Raw genomic sequence first — 15953 nt, 5'->3', positions numbered from 1 at the left:
GCGGGAGGGTGCTCAGGCCGGGCAGAGGGAGCGTTCGTGGTCGACCGTGGCGGTCGCGCGGGAGTACTGCCACTGCGGGGCCAGGAGCCGGGCGTTCAACTGGGCGGCGGCCGCCGGGCTCTCCACCACGTAGCCGAAGTCCTGGAGCCACGCCGGGTAGAGGTTCTTGGAGCCGATGTAGAAGGCCGAGTCGTCGACGGAGACCACCTTGTGGTGCTGCGCGTACGGGTGGCCGTCGGCCCAGGTGGGGCTCTGGGAGCTGCGGAAGGTCGCCAGCTGGAGGTTCGAGCACATCGTGGTCTTCGCCGCGCCCTGGTCGCCGGTCAGCAGGGCGAGACGGTCGCGCAGGGTGTCGCTGATCTCCGAGAGCGACTTGATCTGCGAGTAGCCGCCGCTGCCCACGGCCCCGCGGTTGGCGGGGTCGCTGACGACGATGCGGACCTTGACTCCGGCCGCCATCCGCGCGGCGAGGGCGTCGTAGACGCGGATGTCGTAGCGCGGCAGCGGCGGGCAGGTCGCGTTGACGTCCTGCTGGGAGATCTCGATGTGCCCCTTCGCGCTGGAGATCAGCGTCCGCAGGGCGCTCTCCTCCGGGTTGACCGTGTCGTAGTCGCGGTCGGCGTTGGTGTTGTCGTGCAGGCCGACGACGCACTTGGTGTCGGGGGCGCCGGCCAGCGCGGGCCTGAAGGCCGAGGAGGGGTCGTTCCGCTTGATGCCGACGCCGAGTCCGCCGACGGCGACGGCCGGTACGTTGCCGGGGGCCGCCGGGGGTGTGGCGGGGGCGGCGTCCTCGGCCATCGCGGGCATGCAGGCGGCGCCGTTGGAAGAGGCGAACCAGACGCTGGCGATGTTGTTCTTGTTCTGGCAGGTCCAGGACCACAGCTCGTCCAGGTAGCGGCCCGCGGACGCGGCGGCCGGCCCGCGCAGGGCGAGGTCGACGTCGGCGACCGGGTGGGCGGTCTCCAGGTAGTCGTCCTTCCAGTCGTTGATCCCGCCCGTGATCACCGACTGGCCGTCGACCACCAGCAGCTTGGAGTGGTTCCACGAGAACGCCGTCTTCGAGGTCGTCATCGAGGCGACGTTGAGGTCGACGTTGCGGGCGTCCGCGCCCAGCTTGGCGACGAGCTCGTCCCGGTACTTCGACGGCAGGACGTTCAGGTGGTAGACGGGCGCGGCGCCGACCAGGACGCGCACCTTGAGCTTGTTCCCGCGCGCGGCCGAGGACTTGAGGCCCGCGACGATCGCGTCCTGGAACGCGCCGTTGGGGAACGGTGCCAGAGTCGATATGTCGACGGTGTGCGCCGCCTGGGAGACGTTCTCCGTCATCTTCGCGAGCAGCCGCTCGGTTCCCGGGCGCGCGGCGCACGTGTCGTCGCCCCAGCAACCGGGGGTCTGCAGCAGCCAGTCGTCGCCGCCGGGCGTCGACGCGTCGAGGACGTTGCCGCCGGTGCGTTCCCACACCCGGCCTTCGAGGCCGGGGGAAACCTGGCGCAGCGTCTGCTCCACCGCGTCGAGGTGGGGCGCCGGGGTCGCCGGGCCGGAGCCGGGCGCCGGGGCCGCCGCGGCCGGGACGGCGGTGAACAGGGCCAGCAGGGCCGCCGGAACCGCCGCGCGTACGGCGAGAACTGACGGGCGGCGGGCTGACGGGCGGTGCGGGGTGAGGCGGTGCACTGTGACTTCCTTGCAGGAGGGACCGCCGTCGCCGCGAGGGGCGACCGGCAAGATCAACTCGCGGAAGTTACCACCGGGTCAGAAGGCCCGGGAATTCCCGCATATCGGATTCGGCCACCGCCCTGCCGCCCGCACGCACGGTCCGGCGGTAAGAAATCCGTATGGCCGGATTGGACAAGTGACCGATGGAACGACCACGATGATGCGCGCTAGATCGCGGCAGCTCAGGGGGGCAAACCGGATAGATGGTGATGTTCCTCCGATCCATCCGCTACGTCCCCGTTTCCGACACCGGAGAGTTTCAGCCATGAGCTTCGGCGACCCGAACAACCCGTACGGCCAGCAGCCCCCGCAGGGTCAGCCCGGCCACCCGCAGCAGGCTCCCCAGGGCGTGCCCCCGCAGTACGGCTACCCGCAGCAGCCCCCGCAGGGTGCCCAGCCGCAGTACGGCTACCCCCAGCCCCCGCAGCAGACCCCGCCGCCGTACGGCGCCTACCCGCCGCCCGGCATGACCGGCATGCCGGGCTCGGGCATGCCGCCGCTCGCCCACTGGGGCCAGCGCTTCGGCGCGTACCTGCTCGACGCTCTCATCATCGCCGGTCCGATGTACGCCCTCGGCTTCATCGACCTGGCCGCCAGCAGCGACCCGGCCAACGCCGGTCCCGGCGTGTTCTTCATCATCGGCTGGGTGTACGCGATGGGCATGGCCATCTTCCAGCTCTACAAGGAAGGCACCACGGGCCAGACCATCGGCAAGAAGGTCCTGGGCATCAGCGTGCGCCGCGAGGCCGACGGCGCCTTCCTCGGCTTCGGCATGGCGTTCGTCCGCAAGCTGGCCCACATCCTCGACGGCATCCCCTGCTACATCGGCTTCCTGTGGCCGCTGTGGGACGAGAAGAAGCAGACCTTCGCCGACAAGGTGTGCAACACCGTCGTCATCCAGGTCCCCAAGGGCTGAGGCCGCCCCTCTCCCGCTCTTCTCCCCACCACCCACCCGGCAGCGGACCCCTCCGCTGCCGGGTGGGCGCGTTTCGTGGGCGCGTTTCGCGGCCCGGCCGTACGCGCGGCGGACGTCCGGCGGCCCGTCACCTCCGAGCCCACGGCGGTGACATCGGGCCGCCGCCCTGCCGGCCGAGCGGGGATCCGTACGGCCTCGCGCGGGCCGTCGCGGACGCGTTGCCGCCCGGGTCACTCCTCCGGCCTGCCGGGGGCCAGGCGTTCGACCACCTCCGCCAGGTCGTTGCACACCCGTTCGATCTCCTCGCGGATGTTGTTCTGCTCGGTGACCATGGCCGAAAGCAGCAGCGCGGTCAGGGCCGCCGAGCCGTTGAGGGCCTGGAGGTTGACCATGATCTCGAAGAGGGAGTGGGTGGCGAAGGGCCCGACCTCGTCGGTCGCCGCCGAGATCGCCAGGACGGACACGAGCAGGACGCACGGCGCGCTGCCGGGCAGCTGGAAGCGTACGGCCGACCAGATCAGCAGCGGGAAGACGAGGAAGAGCAGCGACAGCGAGCTCCGCGTGGCGACGATGACGACGACCCCGGCGGCGACGGTCAGCCCCACCCCCTCGGCGACCCGGTAGGCGTCCTGCGGCATCCGCACCCGGGGCAGGACGAGCAGCAGCGGGGTCAGCACCAGGACGCCCATCGCGTCGCCGGCCCACCACGCCGACCACACCGGCCAGAACCCGGAGGGGTCCAGGGTCCCGGTGGCCACCAGCACCCCGGTCCCGATCGAAGCGCTGAGCATCATCGGCACCAGCCCGCCGAGGAAGACGAGGGCCAGGCCGTCGCGCAGCCGGTCGATCTCGACGCGGAAGCCCACCTGGCGCAGCAACAGGTACGCGCACAGCGGCGCGAGGGTGTTGCCCACGACGATGACGACGTCGGCGAGCTGGAAGCTGGCGAGGTGTTCGATGGCGAAGAACGTCCCGAGGGCGATGCCCGGCCAGAACCGCGGCCCGAACCACAGCAGCGCGGCGACGGCGATGCCGGTGGGCAGCCACAGGGGCGTCACCACGGCGCCGTCGACCACCACGCGCAGCAGGAGGCCGATCCGTCCTGAGGCGTAGTAGGCGGTGGCGACGATGAGGATCCCGAGAAGGGTTCCGCGGAAACGTCGCCATTCCTCGGTGCGCACCACAGCATCAGACAACAGCCGCCGCCCCGGGGCGGCCGTGACACGCGCTACCGGCGCGGGGGTCCGGCGGCGTCGTGGCTGAGGACGAGCACGGCCGCGTCGTCCGCGTGGCCGGTGGAGTCGGCCACCTTCATGATTTCGGCGGCTATCTCGTCGGGGTCGGCGCCCGCCGCCTCCCTGACCACGCGGGCCACCCGCTCCAGTCCGACGTCGATCGGGAAGGAGGGCCCCTCGACCACTCCGTCGGTGAGCAGGACGATGGAGCCCGCCTGCTCCAGCCGGCGCCGGGTCACCGCGTACCGGGCCCCGGACTCCACTCCGAGCGGCAGGCCGCCCTCGTCGTCGGTGATGCCGTAGCGGCCGTCGACCGTGGCCCAGACGGAGGGCACGTGCCCGGCGCGGGCACTCTCCAGCACCCAGGTGTCGGGGTCGAAGCGGAGCAGGGTGCAGGTCGCGAAGAGCTCGCAGTCCATCGAGAGCAGGACGTCGTTGGCCCGGCTCAGCACCTCGCCCGGGTCCACGACGACGGTCGACACCGCACGCACGCCGACGCGGACCTGCCCCATGAAGGCGGCGGCCTCCACATCGTGTCCCTGGACGTCGCCGATGGAGAAGGCGAGTCCGCCCGCCGACAGCCGGAAGCCGTCGTACCAGTCGCCGCCGATGTCCAGGCCGTGCCGGGCGGGGGCGTAGCGGGCGGCGCTGCGCAGCCCGGGCAGGGCCGGCAGCGAGGCCGGCAGCATCTCGCGCTGGAGCGCCTCGGCGAGCTCGACCCTGGCGAGTTGCAGTTCCGCACCCGCGCGGGCCCGGGCGGTGAGCCGTCCCAGGGTGCTCAGGAGGTCGGCGGCGCTCACCGACTTCGGGGCTCGGCGCGGGGTCATGGACCGCTCCCGGGTGCATCCATAGGTCCCTGCTTCTGTCCCTGCTCTCGGCACTCGGCCCTCGGCTTTCGGGTGCGCGCCGCACCCGGGATCCGAGCACATCATATTTCCGCCATCCGGGGGTCGCGAGAGATGCGGCCCGGCCCGCGTCCCCGCCCCGGGCACCGGCCCGGCCCGACCACAGGGCGTGAGCTATGTTTGAAGACGAGTGACATGAGAGGGAGGCCACCGGTGTCATCGGGGCAGCAGGCACGCGCACAGGCGGCTGCGATCACGCCGAGTGGGCAGGCGCCGCCGGTCCATGAGCGGGCCCCCGGGGACCGGGTCCGCGCCCTCTTCGACGGCCACCGGCTGTCCCCGGGGCAGCGGCGGATCGCCCAGTACCTGGTCGACCACCTCACCGAGGCCGCGTTCCTCTCGATCACCGAACTCGCGGAGCGGGTGGGCGTCAGCCAGCCGTCGGTGACACGTTTCGCCACCTCCCTCGGCTTCAGCGGCTATCCCGCCCTGCGCGACGCCCTGCAACCCATGGCGCTCAGCGCGGTCGCGGGCTCCCCGGAGAGCCGCGAGCAGTTCCGCCGCAACGAGCTCCAGGCGGCCGTGGACGCCGAGATCGTGAACCTGGAGAACGTACGGCGCCTGCTCGCCGACACCGACCAGGTGCTCGACATCGGCCGGGAGCTGGCCCGCTCGGTGCCGCTGACGGTGCTGGGCCTGCGGATCTCGGTCTCGCTCGCGGAGTACTTCGCGTACGCGGCACGGCGCATCCATCCCGATGTCCGGCTGGTGACACGTGGAGGCAGCGTCGCCTACGACGCCCTGCTCCAGTCCCGGGAGGCCGGCGGGACCTGGGCGCTGGCCTTCGCGATGCCCCGGCACGCCAAGGAGACCCTGTCGGCGCTCCGGGCTGCCCGCAGCGCCGGACTGAAGATCGCGCTGATCACCGACACCACGCTGGGTCCGCTGGTCGACGAGGCGGACGTGGCGCTGACCGCCGGAACCGGGGCGCGGCTGGTGTTCGACTCGTACGCGGCCCCGGGGATGCTCTCCGCGGCGCTGTTGCAGGCGATGGCCGACGCGGATCCGGAGCGTACGCAAGCACGGCTCGAAGGTTACGAACAGGTCGCCGACCAGCACGGATTCTTCCTGTAAGCCCGATTTTCAACCGGTACGAGGCGGTCCACTTTCACGCCCTGTAGGCGCATGTAATTTTTCATTCTCTTGTCTACTCGACGGTATATATGTTTACTGAGCAGCGCGCCGGATCCACGGACGCCAAGGAGAGCGACCCCACGCCCTCCCAGAACGGACACCCGCGCGGGACAGCTCCTCCTCCTGCCCCGCGCCGGGTGCCCGTTCCCGGCACCGGTTTCCACCAGAGCGCTTGTGGCGGCCTCGGTCAACCCCTGGGCCGAGGCCGCCCACCAACGTCTCGATCAGAGTTCGACACCATTCGGAAGCGACGAGAATGCGCCAGACGGCCTCCACCACGCTCAGCCCGGACTGGCCCTGCCAGGTCAAGACCCCCGGCACCCATGACTGGGAACGCACGGCCATGCGCTGGCTGCGGGATCTGCTCCCGGCCCGCTACGGCAGCTACTCGACGCTGACCCGCAGCCCCGTCCTCCTCACCCGGCACGCCCAGCTCCAGCTGCAGCACGAGATGCGCGCGGTGCGGGTGGCCCTGGAGACCAGCCGGGCCGAACTGCCGGCGATGGGCGTGGCCGAGACCGTCATCGAGAGCTCGATCCGGATGTACGCCGTCGAACTCCAGCAGCTGGGCCGGCTCTCGCGCGCGGTGCGCCTGGTCGGCGACGCGCTGCGCGTCACGCAGAGTTGAAGTCGGCGGCGTGACCTCGCGGGCGGTCCGTCGTTGAACACGGCGGTCAAGCGAAGTGCACCAGTGAAGTCCCGGGTCTCCCCGCGAGGCCCGGGATTTCGCTTGCCCGGCCCCGGACGCCGGTCCGGCTCGCGCCCCCGGAACCGAACTCGCTGGTCAGGGGGGACGGCGGGTGACAGACTGGGGCGGCTTCAGGTCGACCCAGGAGGACACATGGCACAAGAGTCGGACACCCCGCAGGACGAATCGCCGGCCGAGGAGGCCAAGCGCAAGTTCCGGGAGGCCCTCGACCGCAATGCCCGCAGTGCCCACGCACAGCAGGCCCACCAGAGCCGGGCGAAGATCCAGGGCTCCAGCGCGGGCGCGGGCGGCAAGAACAAGAAGACCCGCCGCAAGACGGGCTGACCGCCCGCGGCCGTCTCCACGGCGATGCCCTGAAGATGTCGGACGAAGGGGCCGTTTCCCGCTCACAGAGCGGGAGGCGGCCCCTTTCGCGTGCCCGGTCACGACCGCACTCACTGGGCCACTCGGGTGACAGCCGATAACCAAGCGCGCGGATTGCAGTTGATCAGCTCGTCCCGCCGGGGGCAGCCATCCCACGCAACAGCGCTACAGAAGGAAAATCCTCATGCTCAAGAAGCTCATGGCCACCACTGCGGTCACCGCCTCCGTGCTGGGCCTCGGTGCCGCGGTTGCCGCCCCGGCGATGGCGATCGGCAACGACAACGGCATCAACACGGTCAACGGCAACGACGCTTCGCAGATCTACGGCAACCAGGAGACCAAGGGCGCGATGAGCCCGCAGCTCAGCCTGGCCCAGGGCTCGCTCAACAAGCTCTGCGTCGGCCTGCCGGCCAAGGTCAACGCCCAGTCGCTGGTGGCCGTCCTCGCCAACATCGGCGTCCAGGACATCAACGTCCTGTCCAACCCGATGAACCAGCAGTGCACCGAGAACTCCACCCAGGCCAAGGGCGACGAGTCGCTCTCCCACATCGTGGACAACATCCCGGTCCTCTCCGGCAACCTCTCCGCCGGCAGCTGATCACCGCAGGACGACCGGCGGGGCCCGTATGCGCGACGGCGCGTACGGGCCCCGCCCGTTTGCGGCGGCCTCGTGGCCCGGATGTTGTCCGAAACGCATGAATGCTGGTCTAGACCTTGACAGGTCCAGACCAGTTTCGCTTCAGTGGCCAGGAATGCCCCCCACGGCAATTCCCCCCATTGAAGGAGCAGTTACGTGATACGTGCGCTTCGCCGCCGAGCACTCGCCCTGACCGCCGCCGCGGCCGCCACCATCGGCCTCGCGGTCGCCCTCCCCGCCTCACCCGCCTCCGCGGCCGCGGCCTGCGCCTCCCCCTGGTCCTCCTCCGCCGTCTACACCGGCGGCACGAACGCCTCGTACGGCGGGCACAACTGGCAGGCCAAGTGGTGGACGCAGGGCGAGACGCCCGGCACCACCGGGCAGTGGGGCGTCTGGTCCGACCTCGGCACCTGCGGCGGTGGCGGCGGCACGGACCCCGGCACCCCGTCCGGATTCGTGGTCTCCGAGGCCCAGTTCAACCAGATGTTCCCGAACCGGAACTCCTTCTACACCTACAACGGTCTGGTCGCGGCCCTGTCGGCGTACCCCGGCTTCGCCAACACCGGCGACGACACCGTCAAGCGGCGCGAGGCCGCCGCCTTCCTGGCGAACGTCTCGCACGAGACGGGCGGGCTGGTGTACATCGTCGAGCAGAACACCGCCAACTACCCCCACTACTGCGACGCGAGCCAGCCGTACGGCTGCCCCGCCGGACAGGCCGCCTACTACGGCCGCGGCCCGATCCAGCTCAGCTGGAACTTCAACTACAAGGCGGCCGGGGACGCCCTCGGCATCAACCTGCTCGCCAACCCGTACCTGGTGGAGCAGGATCCGGCCGTCGCCATGAAGACCGCCCTGTGGTACTGGAACACCCAGAACGGCCCGGGCACGATGACCGCCCACGCCGCCATGGTCAACGGGGCCGGCTTCGGTGAGACGATCCGCTCCATCAACGGCTCCCTGGAATGCAACGGCGGCAACCCCGCCCAGGTCCAGAGCCGGATCAACGCCTACCAGTCCTTCACGCAGATCCTGGGCGTGAGCCCGGGCGGCAACCTCGGCTGCTGAACCCCGCCACCGGCCCGGCTGCCGGCACCCCGCGCGCCCTCAGCGGGTGCGCAGGGTGGTGGCCAGCTGGGCCCGGGAGCGTACGTCCAGCTTCTGGTAGATCCGGGTCAGCCGGGCCTCGACGGTCTTGACGCTGACGAACAGCTTCGCGGCGGCCTCCTGGTTGCTGGCGCCCTCCGCGACGAGCAGCGCGAGCCGGGTCTCGGCCTCCGTCAGCGCCGACAGGGCCACGGCCGCGCCGCCGCCCGGGGCGGGGGCCGCCTCCCGGTTCTCCGCGGCGAGTTCGGCCCAGGGCTTCGCCCCGGCCGCGGCGAACACCTCGGCGGCGGCCCGCAGCGCGGCGCGGGCCGGGGCGCGCCGGCGCCGGCGGCGTTCCACCCGGGCCAGGGCGAGCAGCGTACGGCCGCGCTCCACCGGGAGCTCCAGGGCGGCGAACCGCTGCGCCGTGGACCCCAGCAGGTCCACGGCGGCATCGGCGTCGCCGTGCGCGGACAGGCACAGGCCGCGGGCCCGGTCCAGGGCGGCGACCACGGTGGTGCGGCCGAGTCCGAGCGCCACCGTACGGACCGCGCCGAGCAGTTCGGCGGCCTCGTCCGGCGCGTCGGCGGCCACCAGGGCCTCGGCCAGCTCTCCGTGCCAGCGCAGGATCGAGGGGTCGACGACCTGCTGGGCCTCTTCCAGTTCGGCGACGCGCCGCAGGGTGGCCACCGCTCTGGCCGCATCCCCCGTCGCCAGCTCGGTCAGGCCCAGCGCGTACAGGCTGCGCGAGAGGAACACCTGGTCGTGCTCCTCCTCGGAGGCCTGGATGCCGCGCCGGGCGTACGCGGCGGCGCGCGCGAAGCTGCCGCCCATGGCCTCGGCCATCGCGGAGGCGTACCAGGCGGGGCCCGGCGAGAGGCCCGCCTCGATGGTGAGTTCGAGGGCGCGGCGGGCGTGCGCGGACGCGGACGTGCACCGGCCGCGGCGCAGTTCCACCTCGGTGAGGCTGCGCAGGACCTCGAAGACGTCCTCGGCGGACCCGGTGCGGCGGACGGCGGGAAGCAGGACGAGCAGCTGGCGGCGGGCGTCGTCGACGCGGTCGTCGAACAGGGCGTGCCGTACGGCGAGGTACTGCGGCGCGTTGCGCATGCCGAGCGGCACGTCGGGGGCGGGCAGGGCCAGGGCCTCGGCGAGGATGTCCTCGGCGTCCCGGTCCCCGAGGATGCGGCCCATGCGGGCCCGTACGGTCAGGGCCATGGCCTCGGCGACCTGGTCGCCGCCGAGGGCGGCGAGGGCACCCGCCTCGGCCGCGGCGTCACGGGAGCGCACGGGGTCGCCGTCGCTGAGGTTGTACTTCGTGGCGATCCGCAGCTGTACGGCCGCTTGGAGGGCGGGGTCTGCGGCGGCGTCGTCCATGGCGTGCGCGAAGGTCTCGTCGAGGGCGGCGAGGGCCTGCCCCGCGGCGTCGATCACGGCGAGCCGGGCCCGCACCCGGTCGGCGGGCGAGGCGTCGCGGGCCAGTACGGCACGGGTGGCCCGGCGGGCGAGGTCGGCGCGGCCGGCCCAGCCGGCGTCCTCGGCGGCGGCGACGAGGCGGGCCAGTTCGTCCCCGGGCCGGTTGGTCGGCGTGCGTTCGGCCGCGAGCAGGCCGAGTTCGGCGGCCAGGGCGCGCTGTCCGCGTCTGCGGCAGGCCGCGGCGGCCTCGGTGATCTCGGCGGCGAGCCACTCGTCGGGGGTGTCCACGGCCAGCGCCCGGTGGCGTACGGCCTGGACGGGGTCGTCGACGGCGTCGGCGAGCGCGGAGTGTCCGGCGGCGCGCTCGGGCCAGCCGGCATCGGCGGCCAGGGCCATGGGCAGGGCACCGGCGGTGAACGCGACCGCCCCGTCCTCCCCCACGGTGACCAGCGCGGCCCGTTCGGCTTCGGCGAGCTCGGCCTCGGCGTCGGGGCGCCCGGCCCGGCGCAGCAGGGCGGTCGTCGGCCGGGCCGCGAGGGCGGCGAGCAGCAGGGTGCGGCGGGCGGGGGCCGGGGCTTCGGCGAGGAGCCGGCGGGCGACCTCGCGGGCCTGGCCGGACAGGGGCAGGGGGTCGGCGTGGTGGGCGCTGGCGTCGCGGGCCTCGGCGGCCTCGGCGAGGGAGTGTCCGAGGGCGAGGGCGAGGCGCGGGTTTCCGCCGCTGGCCTGGTGGATGCGGCCGGCGAGGCGGGCGGGGAGGCCGTGGCGGGCGAGGAGTTCGGCGACCTCGTCGGCGCCGAGCGGGGGGACCCGTATCGCGGGGGTGCCGGGGCCGCAGAGGGGGCCGCCGACGAGGGCGCCGCCCTGGACGCACTCCGCCACGAGGACCCGTACGCGCGGCGGGGTCAGCCGCAGGGCGAAACGGAGCAGATCGGTGCTTTCCGCGTCCAGCCACTGGGCGTTGTCGAGGACGAGCAGGACGGGGGTGCGGGCGGCGAGAGTCCGCAGGATCTCCACGACGGCGAGGCGCAGCGCGACGTGGTCGCGCCCGGCGCGGGGTGCGTCGGCCTCCCGGCGCAGCAGGGCGATGGCCGTGCGCTGGGGTCCGGAGAGGCGGTCCAGGGCGGAGCAGGGCACGGAGGCGAGGAGCGCGGCGGCGGAGGCTTCCGGTATCCACTGGTCGGCGGCCTCGGGGGCGAGGCGCAGCACGGTTTCGTGGCGGGAAGCGGCCGCGGCGGCGACGGCGGCGGCCACCTCGGTCTTGCCCGCGCCGGCGGGTCCGGTGAGGAGGGCCCGCCCGTGCGCGGTCAGCGCGCGTTCGACCTCCTTGATCAGTTCACCGTGTCCGACGGTCGTGTCAGCGTTCCCCGTCGCCGCCACCACGCACAGCCACCAGCCTCTCGTCCCCACTTCTGTGCATCTCCTGTGAGACGCGACAATACGAGGTCGGATGCCGGGTGGACCCGGATTGTGACGCAGAATTCAGTCAGCTGTGGGGAAACGGCTGCGGACCTGCCGATACGAGGTGTATCGGCAGGTCCGCGGGCTCATTGGTCCGTACTGGAGCGGCCGGTCGGTGCTACCGGCCGGCGAGGCCTGCGGCTCCTCAGAAGCCGAGGCTCCAGGAGTCGATGAAGCCGGTGTCGCCGCCCGCGTTGTCGTTCACGCGGAGCTTCCAGGTGCCGTTAGCGACCTCCGAGGAGGCGTTCACGGTGTACTGCTGGTTGATGTTGGCGGTGCTGCCGCCCGCGCGGTTGTGCAGGTTGTAGACGGAGCCGTCCGGGGCGACGAGGTCGACCTTCAGGTCACCGACGTACGTGTGCACGATGTTCACGTTCACCTTGAGCGCGGCCGGGGCGTTGCCCGCGACTCCGCTGACGGTGATCGGGCTCTCGACGGTGGTGTTGTCGAGGATGTTCACGTTCGTACCGTTCTCGAAGCCCGGGGCGGGCGCCGAGGTGACGGCGGTGATCGTCGCGGCGGCGTCGGCGATACCGGTGCCGCAGCCGCCGGTGCAGGTGCCGGGCAGCGGGCGGGCGTTGGCCTTGATGGCCGACTCGACCTGCGCCGGGGTCAGCGAGGGCTTGGCGGCGACGACGAGCGCGGCGAGGCCCGCGATGTGCGGGGCGGCCATGCTGGTGCCCTGGTAGGGCTTGTAGATCTCCGAGCCCGGGGTGGTGGCGCCGTTGTTGAGCGTGGAGAGGATGCCGTTCTCCGGGGTGGTGACGGTGCCGGGCGTGTCGGTGGCGCGGCGGGTCTCACCGCCCGGGGCGGAGACGTCGACGCGGCTGCCGTAGTTCGAGTAGAACGAGCGGTCGCCGGTGCGGTTGGTGGCGGCCACGGAGACCACGTTGTTGCAGCTGGCGGGCGAGAAGCCGGCCGCGTCCGCGTTGCTGTTGCCGGCGGCGACCACGACGGTGGTGCCGCGGGCGACGGCCGCGTTGATGGCGTTCTGGTAGCTGGAGGTGCAGGCGCCGGAGCCGCCGAGGCTCATGTTGATGACCTTGGCGGGGGTGGCGTTCGCCGGGACGCCCGCGACGGTGCCGCCGGAGGCCCAGGTGATGGCGTCGACGATGTCGGCGGTGGTGCCGCCGCACTTGCCGAGCACGCGGACGGGCTGGATCTTCGCGTTGTACGCGATGCCCGCGACGCCCTTGGCGTTGTTGGTGGCGGCGGCGATGGTGCCCGCGACGTGGGTGCCGTGCCAGGAGGAGCCGCTGGCCGGGGAGCCGGTGCCGCACTCGCCGGCCGCGCTCCAGTCGCCCGCGTCGGCGGGGTTGTTGTCGCGGCCGTTGCCGTCACGGGCGCCGGTGGCGTCGGAGATGAAGTCGTAGCCGGCGACGATGTTCGAGGCCACGTCGGAGTGGGTCACGTAGCCGGTGTCGATCACGGCGACGGTGACGCCGGAGCCGGTGGTCTTGTCCCAGGCGGCAGGAACGTTCATGCCACCGGTGGGCTCGAAGAGGTCCCACTGCTTGGTGTACTCGGTGTCGTTCGGGGTGGCCATCGCGTAGGCGCGGGAGTCCACCTCGACGTAGGCGACGTCCGGGTCGGCACGGAACTGGGCCATCACGTCGGCCGCGGCGGCCGGGGCGACGGAGCCGCCCAGGTTGACGAGGGCGGCACCGGTGCCGAGGCGTCGGTCGAACTTCGCCTTCTTGCCGGCCTTCTTGCCCTTGGCGCTCGCGTCGTCGGCGGCGGCCTTGTTGGAGCTGGCCTCGGTGGCCGAGGACTTGTAGCCGACGATCAGGTTCTGCACCGGGGCGGCGTCCGGAGCGGCCGGCGCCCCCGCGGCCGGCAGGGTGGAGGCGGCGGCCGGGGCCGGCGCGGGCTCCGAGCCGCCGAGGGCGACGGAAGCGGTGGCGGAGCCGGCGAGCAGGGTGACGGACATCGCCACCACGGATATGAGCCTGCTGCGTCTCGTTGCGTGCACGGTGTTCCCTTTCGCGGGCCGTTTCCGGGCAGGCCGGAGCGGGCGGTTGGAGCAATGTGGGAGGTGAACCGGCGACTACGGGGCCGGGAGCGGGTCGGTCAGTCCCGTCCCGGCCACCGCTGCTCGCCGCGTTGTCCCGGCCGCTTCGGCGGGGCTGGGGCAACGGCGGTGCGGGCGATCCACCCGTCCGGACGGCTTCACACCATGTGGGGTTGGCGCGGGGTCCGTTCGGGGCGGGAGAGATCGCCGGTGGGCAGACAGTAGGCAACGCGAGGATGAACCCGATACAGGGAAAACCCTTGTCCGCACCCCTGCCGCCCCCCTACACCTCCCCCGGACCCTACCTCCCGCACCGGGGCCCCCGGCCTCCAGGGGCCCCGGTTTCCGGGACTCCGCATCCCCCGCCGAACTCCCCCCGCCCGCCCCTGCGGGTCAACTCCGGACGAACCCTGCCAACCCGCCCCCGGCAGGCGGGGCCTCGGGGGGTCAGGGGCGGCCGTGGGTGCGGAAGTGGGTCCAGCTCGTCTCGTTCGGTTCGGTCCACTTCTCCGGGGCGTGGGCGTACTCCGGGTGGCGGGCCGCGATGTACGCGCGGGTGCGCTCCGGAACCTCGGCGTACGAGCCCGTCTTGCGGCCCCGGCAGTGGAACGTCAGGCCGCCCGGGCGTTGACCCTGTTCCATCCACGGCAGCCACGGGGACATCCGCGTCCAGGACATGGTGCTCGGGACGCTCGGCTCGTCCGTCGTCAGCACCGCGGCCGGGGCGAAGAACTGGAAGAGCTCCAGGGCCCGGTACGTGTCGTCGGCCGAGTTCAGCGGATACTCGGCGACCGGCAGCGGCGAGGGATAGGCGATCGGGATCTCCAGGCTGAAGCAGACCTGGTCCCCGAGTTCGGTCAGCGGGACCGGGAAGGGCCGCAGCCGCAGATTGGCCGGATCGTTCCAGATGTGGATCACCGGCTTGTCCTCCCAGGTCTCCAGGATCTCCCGGGTCTGCGGATCCAGGTAGAACGCGGCCTCCCTGGTGAGCAGTTGGAAGCCGCCGGTGTCCGCGTCCTCGACGAGGCGGGCGACGTTGAGGCCCTCGAAGCCGAACAGGCGCCGGTAGGGCTGGTCCGGGGCCCAGGAGTAGATGTCCCCGGACCACCAGAAGGTCACCTCGGCGCCGTCGAGGGAGGCGCGGGTGCGGGCGAACGCGTGCAGGAGCTCTGCGGGTGTCATGCCGGTCACTGTGCGCGGTCCGCCGACGGCTCGGCAAGCGCGCGGGCCGCCCGGCGGAGGGCTCCGGCCGGCATCCGGGCCGGCCTGCGGACCTGCACGCGGACGGGCACACGGACCGGCATCCGGGACTCAAGGTTGACGCTGCGGCGCGCAGCGGCAACCGTGACCCGCATGGGGAACGAACGCCGAGTGCTCACACTGCTGGTCTGCCTGGTGCTGGGCATCGGGCTGACGGCCGCAGTGCTGGGAGCCGCACGGGTGGCGGGCCCCGACGGCACCTCGCATTCCGGGATGAATTCCCGCGACTACGTGGACATACGGGACGTACCCCCCGGCCCCGGCGATCCGGCGGCCGGACCCGACGCCTCCACGGGCACCGTGACGGTGGACTGCGGGCGCAACGAGGAGCGCCACTACAACGAGGACAATCTGGTGGTGTCTCCGGGCCTGCGCTCGGGCGCCCACCACACCCACGCCTACGTCGGGAACCTGTCCACGGACGCGATGTCGACCGACGCCTCCCTGGCCGCCGCCGCGACCAGTTGCCGCGGCGGCGACCGCTCCACGTACTACTGGCCGGTCCTGCGCCGGACGGACCGGGCCGGCGGCCACCCGCACGAGGGCTCGGCCGGGCACGGCAACACGGGCGAGATCCTGCCCGAGGCGGCGGTCTCCGTCGAGTTCCGCGGCAGCCCGGTGGGCAAGGTGGTGCCGATGCCGCGCTTCCTGCGCGCGATGACCGGCGACGCGGTGGCGGCCACTGCCTGGAGCGACGCCGACGTACGCGCCCGCTGGGGCTGTTCCGGTTCCCCGGACCGGTTCACCACCCGCTACCCGCGCTGCCCCGCGGGCGAGCGCCTCACCCGTACGCTCGTCTTCCCCAGCTGCTGGAACGGACTGGACACCGAGAGCCCGGGCCACCGCTCGCACCTCGTCTTCCCCGCGGCCAACGGGGTCTGCCCGCAGGGCATGTTCGCCGTGCCCCAGCTGCGCGTCTCCCTCGCTTACGACGTGCCGCCGGGGGTGCCGGTCGCCGTCGACTCCTTCCCCGAGCAGCGGCACAGCCCGAAGACGGACCACGCGATGTTCGTGAACGCCATGACGGACGCCCGGATGGCCGCCGTGGTCGGCTGCCTCAACGAGGGACGCGCCTGCCGCACCTGAGAACGCAGCCATTTCCCCCGAAGT

At 72.6% G+C, this 15953-nt stretch carries 13 protein-coding genes; 7 read left to right on the top strand and 6 right to left on the bottom strand.

Annotated features, from left to right (window positions below; translation table 11 throughout):
* Positions 1-12: 12 nt before the first annotated feature.
* Complete coding sequence (locus tag AB0M92_RS30940) at positions 13-1671, bottom strand: phospholipase D-like domain-containing protein (protein WP_366105614.1); 1659 nt, start codon at positions 1669-1671, stop codon at positions 13-15.
* Between the two features lie 307 nt (positions 1672-1978).
* Here AB0M92_RS30940 and AB0M92_RS30935 point away from each other — a divergent pair, with 307 nt between their 5' ends.
* Positions 1979-2629 carry an RDD family protein gene (locus AB0M92_RS30935; protein ID WP_366105613.1) on the top strand — a complete coding sequence of 217 codons (651 nt, stop codon included), beginning with the start codon at positions 1979-1981 and terminating at the stop codon, positions 2627-2629.
* A 230-nt stretch (positions 2630-2859) separates the two neighbouring features.
* Here the strand turns inward: AB0M92_RS30935 and AB0M92_RS30930 are convergent, their stop codons facing one another.
* Positions 2860-3813 carry an MASE1 domain-containing protein gene (locus AB0M92_RS30930; protein ID WP_366105612.1) on the bottom strand — a complete coding sequence of 318 codons (954 nt, stop codon included), beginning with the start codon at positions 3811-3813 and terminating at the stop codon, positions 2860-2862.
* Between the two features lie 44 nt (positions 3814-3857).
* Positions 3858-4691, bottom strand: a complete 834-nt coding sequence (locus AB0M92_RS30925; RefSeq protein ID WP_366105611.1) for a PP2C family protein-serine/threonine phosphatase — start codon at positions 4689-4691, stop codon at positions 3858-3860.
* A 231-nt stretch (positions 4692-4922) separates the two neighbouring features.
* On the opposite strand from AB0M92_RS30925, the gene AB0M92_RS30920 reads away from it, so the two are divergent.
* From AB0M92_RS30920 to AB0M92_RS30900, 5 genes are all read left to right on the top strand, one after another.
* The gene (locus AB0M92_RS30920) at positions 4923-5843 is read left to right on the top strand and encodes a MurR/RpiR family transcriptional regulator (RefSeq protein WP_030160961.1); all 921 of its coding nucleotides are present in this window, start codon (positions 4923-4925) and stop codon (positions 5841-5843) included.
* 316 nt (positions 5844-6159) lie between these two features.
* The gene (locus AB0M92_RS30915; RefSeq protein ID WP_048479458.1) at positions 6160-6531 is read left to right on the top strand and encodes a hypothetical protein; all 372 of its coding nucleotides are present in this window, start codon (positions 6160-6162) and stop codon (positions 6529-6531) included.
* 213 nt (positions 6532-6744) lie between these two features.
* Entirely contained in the window at positions 6745-6936 is a 192-nt protein-coding gene (locus tag AB0M92_RS30910; protein ID WP_366105610.1) for a DUF5302 domain-containing protein, read from the top strand.
* Positions 6937-7159: 223 nt separating this feature from the next.
* A complete protein-coding gene (locus AB0M92_RS30905) occupies positions 7160-7573 on the top strand; it encodes a rodlin (RefSeq protein ID WP_366105609.1) in 414 nt (137 codons plus the stop codon).
* 195 nt (positions 7574-7768) lie between these two features.
* The gene (locus AB0M92_RS30900) at positions 7769-8680 is read left to right on the top strand and encodes a glycoside hydrolase family 19 protein (RefSeq protein ID WP_366105608.1); all 912 of its coding nucleotides are present in this window, start codon (positions 7769-7771) and stop codon (positions 8678-8680) included.
* 39 nt (positions 8681-8719) lie between these two features.
* On the opposite strand, the gene AB0M92_RS30895 is transcribed toward AB0M92_RS30900, so the two are convergent.
* The 3 genes from AB0M92_RS30895 to AB0M92_RS30885 form a co-directional block, all read right to left on the bottom strand.
* Positions 8720-11521, bottom strand: coding sequence for a LuxR family transcriptional regulator (locus AB0M92_RS30895; RefSeq protein ID WP_366105607.1), 2802 nt, complete (start codon positions 11519-11521; stop codon positions 8720-8722).
* 196 nt (positions 11522-11717) lie between these two features.
* Positions 11718-13502: a S8 family serine peptidase gene (locus AB0M92_RS30890; RefSeq protein WP_366105668.1), complete on the bottom strand. Its 1785-nt coding sequence runs from the start codon at positions 13500-13502 to the stop codon at positions 11718-11720.
* Between the two features lie 528 nt (positions 13503-14030).
* Positions 14031-14765, bottom strand: a complete 735-nt coding sequence (locus AB0M92_RS30885) for a DUF1838 family protein (RefSeq protein ID WP_366105606.1) — start codon at positions 14763-14765, stop codon at positions 14031-14033.
* Positions 14766-14936: 171 nt separating this feature from the next.
* Here AB0M92_RS30885 and AB0M92_RS30880 point away from each other — a divergent pair, with 171 nt between their 5' ends.
* On the top strand, positions 14937-15929 hold the full coding sequence (locus AB0M92_RS30880) for a DUF1996 domain-containing protein (RefSeq protein ID WP_366105605.1): 993 nt from the start codon (positions 14937-14939) through the stop codon (positions 15927-15929).
* The last annotated feature ends 24 nt before the right edge of the window (positions 15930-15953 follow it).

This window comes from Streptomyces sp. NPDC051582 (genome assembly GCF_040681715.1).
Classification (GTDB): domain Bacteria; phylum Actinomycetota; class Actinomycetes; order Streptomycetales; family Streptomycetaceae; genus Streptomyces.
This window is presented reverse-complemented; position numbering and strand designations above follow the sequence as displayed.

Excerpts from the sequence above, each read along its gene's own strand:
- AB0M92_RS30925 (WP_366105611.1), bottom strand. The coding sequence starts at position 4,691 with ATGACCCCGCGCCGAGCCCCGAAGTCGGTGAGCGCCGCCGACCTCCTG.
- AB0M92_RS30910 (WP_366105610.1), top strand. The coding sequence starts at position 6,745 with ATGGCACAAGAGTCGGACACCCCGCAGGACGAATCGCCGGCCGAGGAG.
- AB0M92_RS30905 (WP_366105609.1), top strand. The coding sequence starts at position 7,160 with ATGCTCAAGAAGCTCATGGCCACCACTGCGGTCACCGCCTCCGTGCTG.
- AB0M92_RS30880 (WP_366105605.1), top strand. The coding sequence starts at position 14,937 with ATGGGGAACGAACGCCGAGTGCTCACACTGCTGGTCTGCCTGGTGCTG.
- AB0M92_RS30890 (WP_366105668.1), bottom strand. The coding sequence starts at position 13,502 with ATGTCCGTCACCCTGCTCGCCGGCTCCGCCACCGCTTCCGTCGCCCTC.
- AB0M92_RS30935 (WP_366105613.1), top strand. The coding sequence starts at position 1,979 with ATGAGCTTCGGCGACCCGAACAACCCGTACGGCCAGCAGCCCCCGCAG.
- AB0M92_RS30915 (WP_048479458.1), top strand. The coding sequence starts at position 6,160 with ATGCGCCAGACGGCCTCCACCACGCTCAGCCCGGACTGGCCCTGCCAG.
- AB0M92_RS30885 (WP_366105606.1), bottom strand. The coding sequence starts at position 14,765 with ATGACACCCGCAGAGCTCCTGCACGCGTTCGCCCGCACCCGCGCCTCC.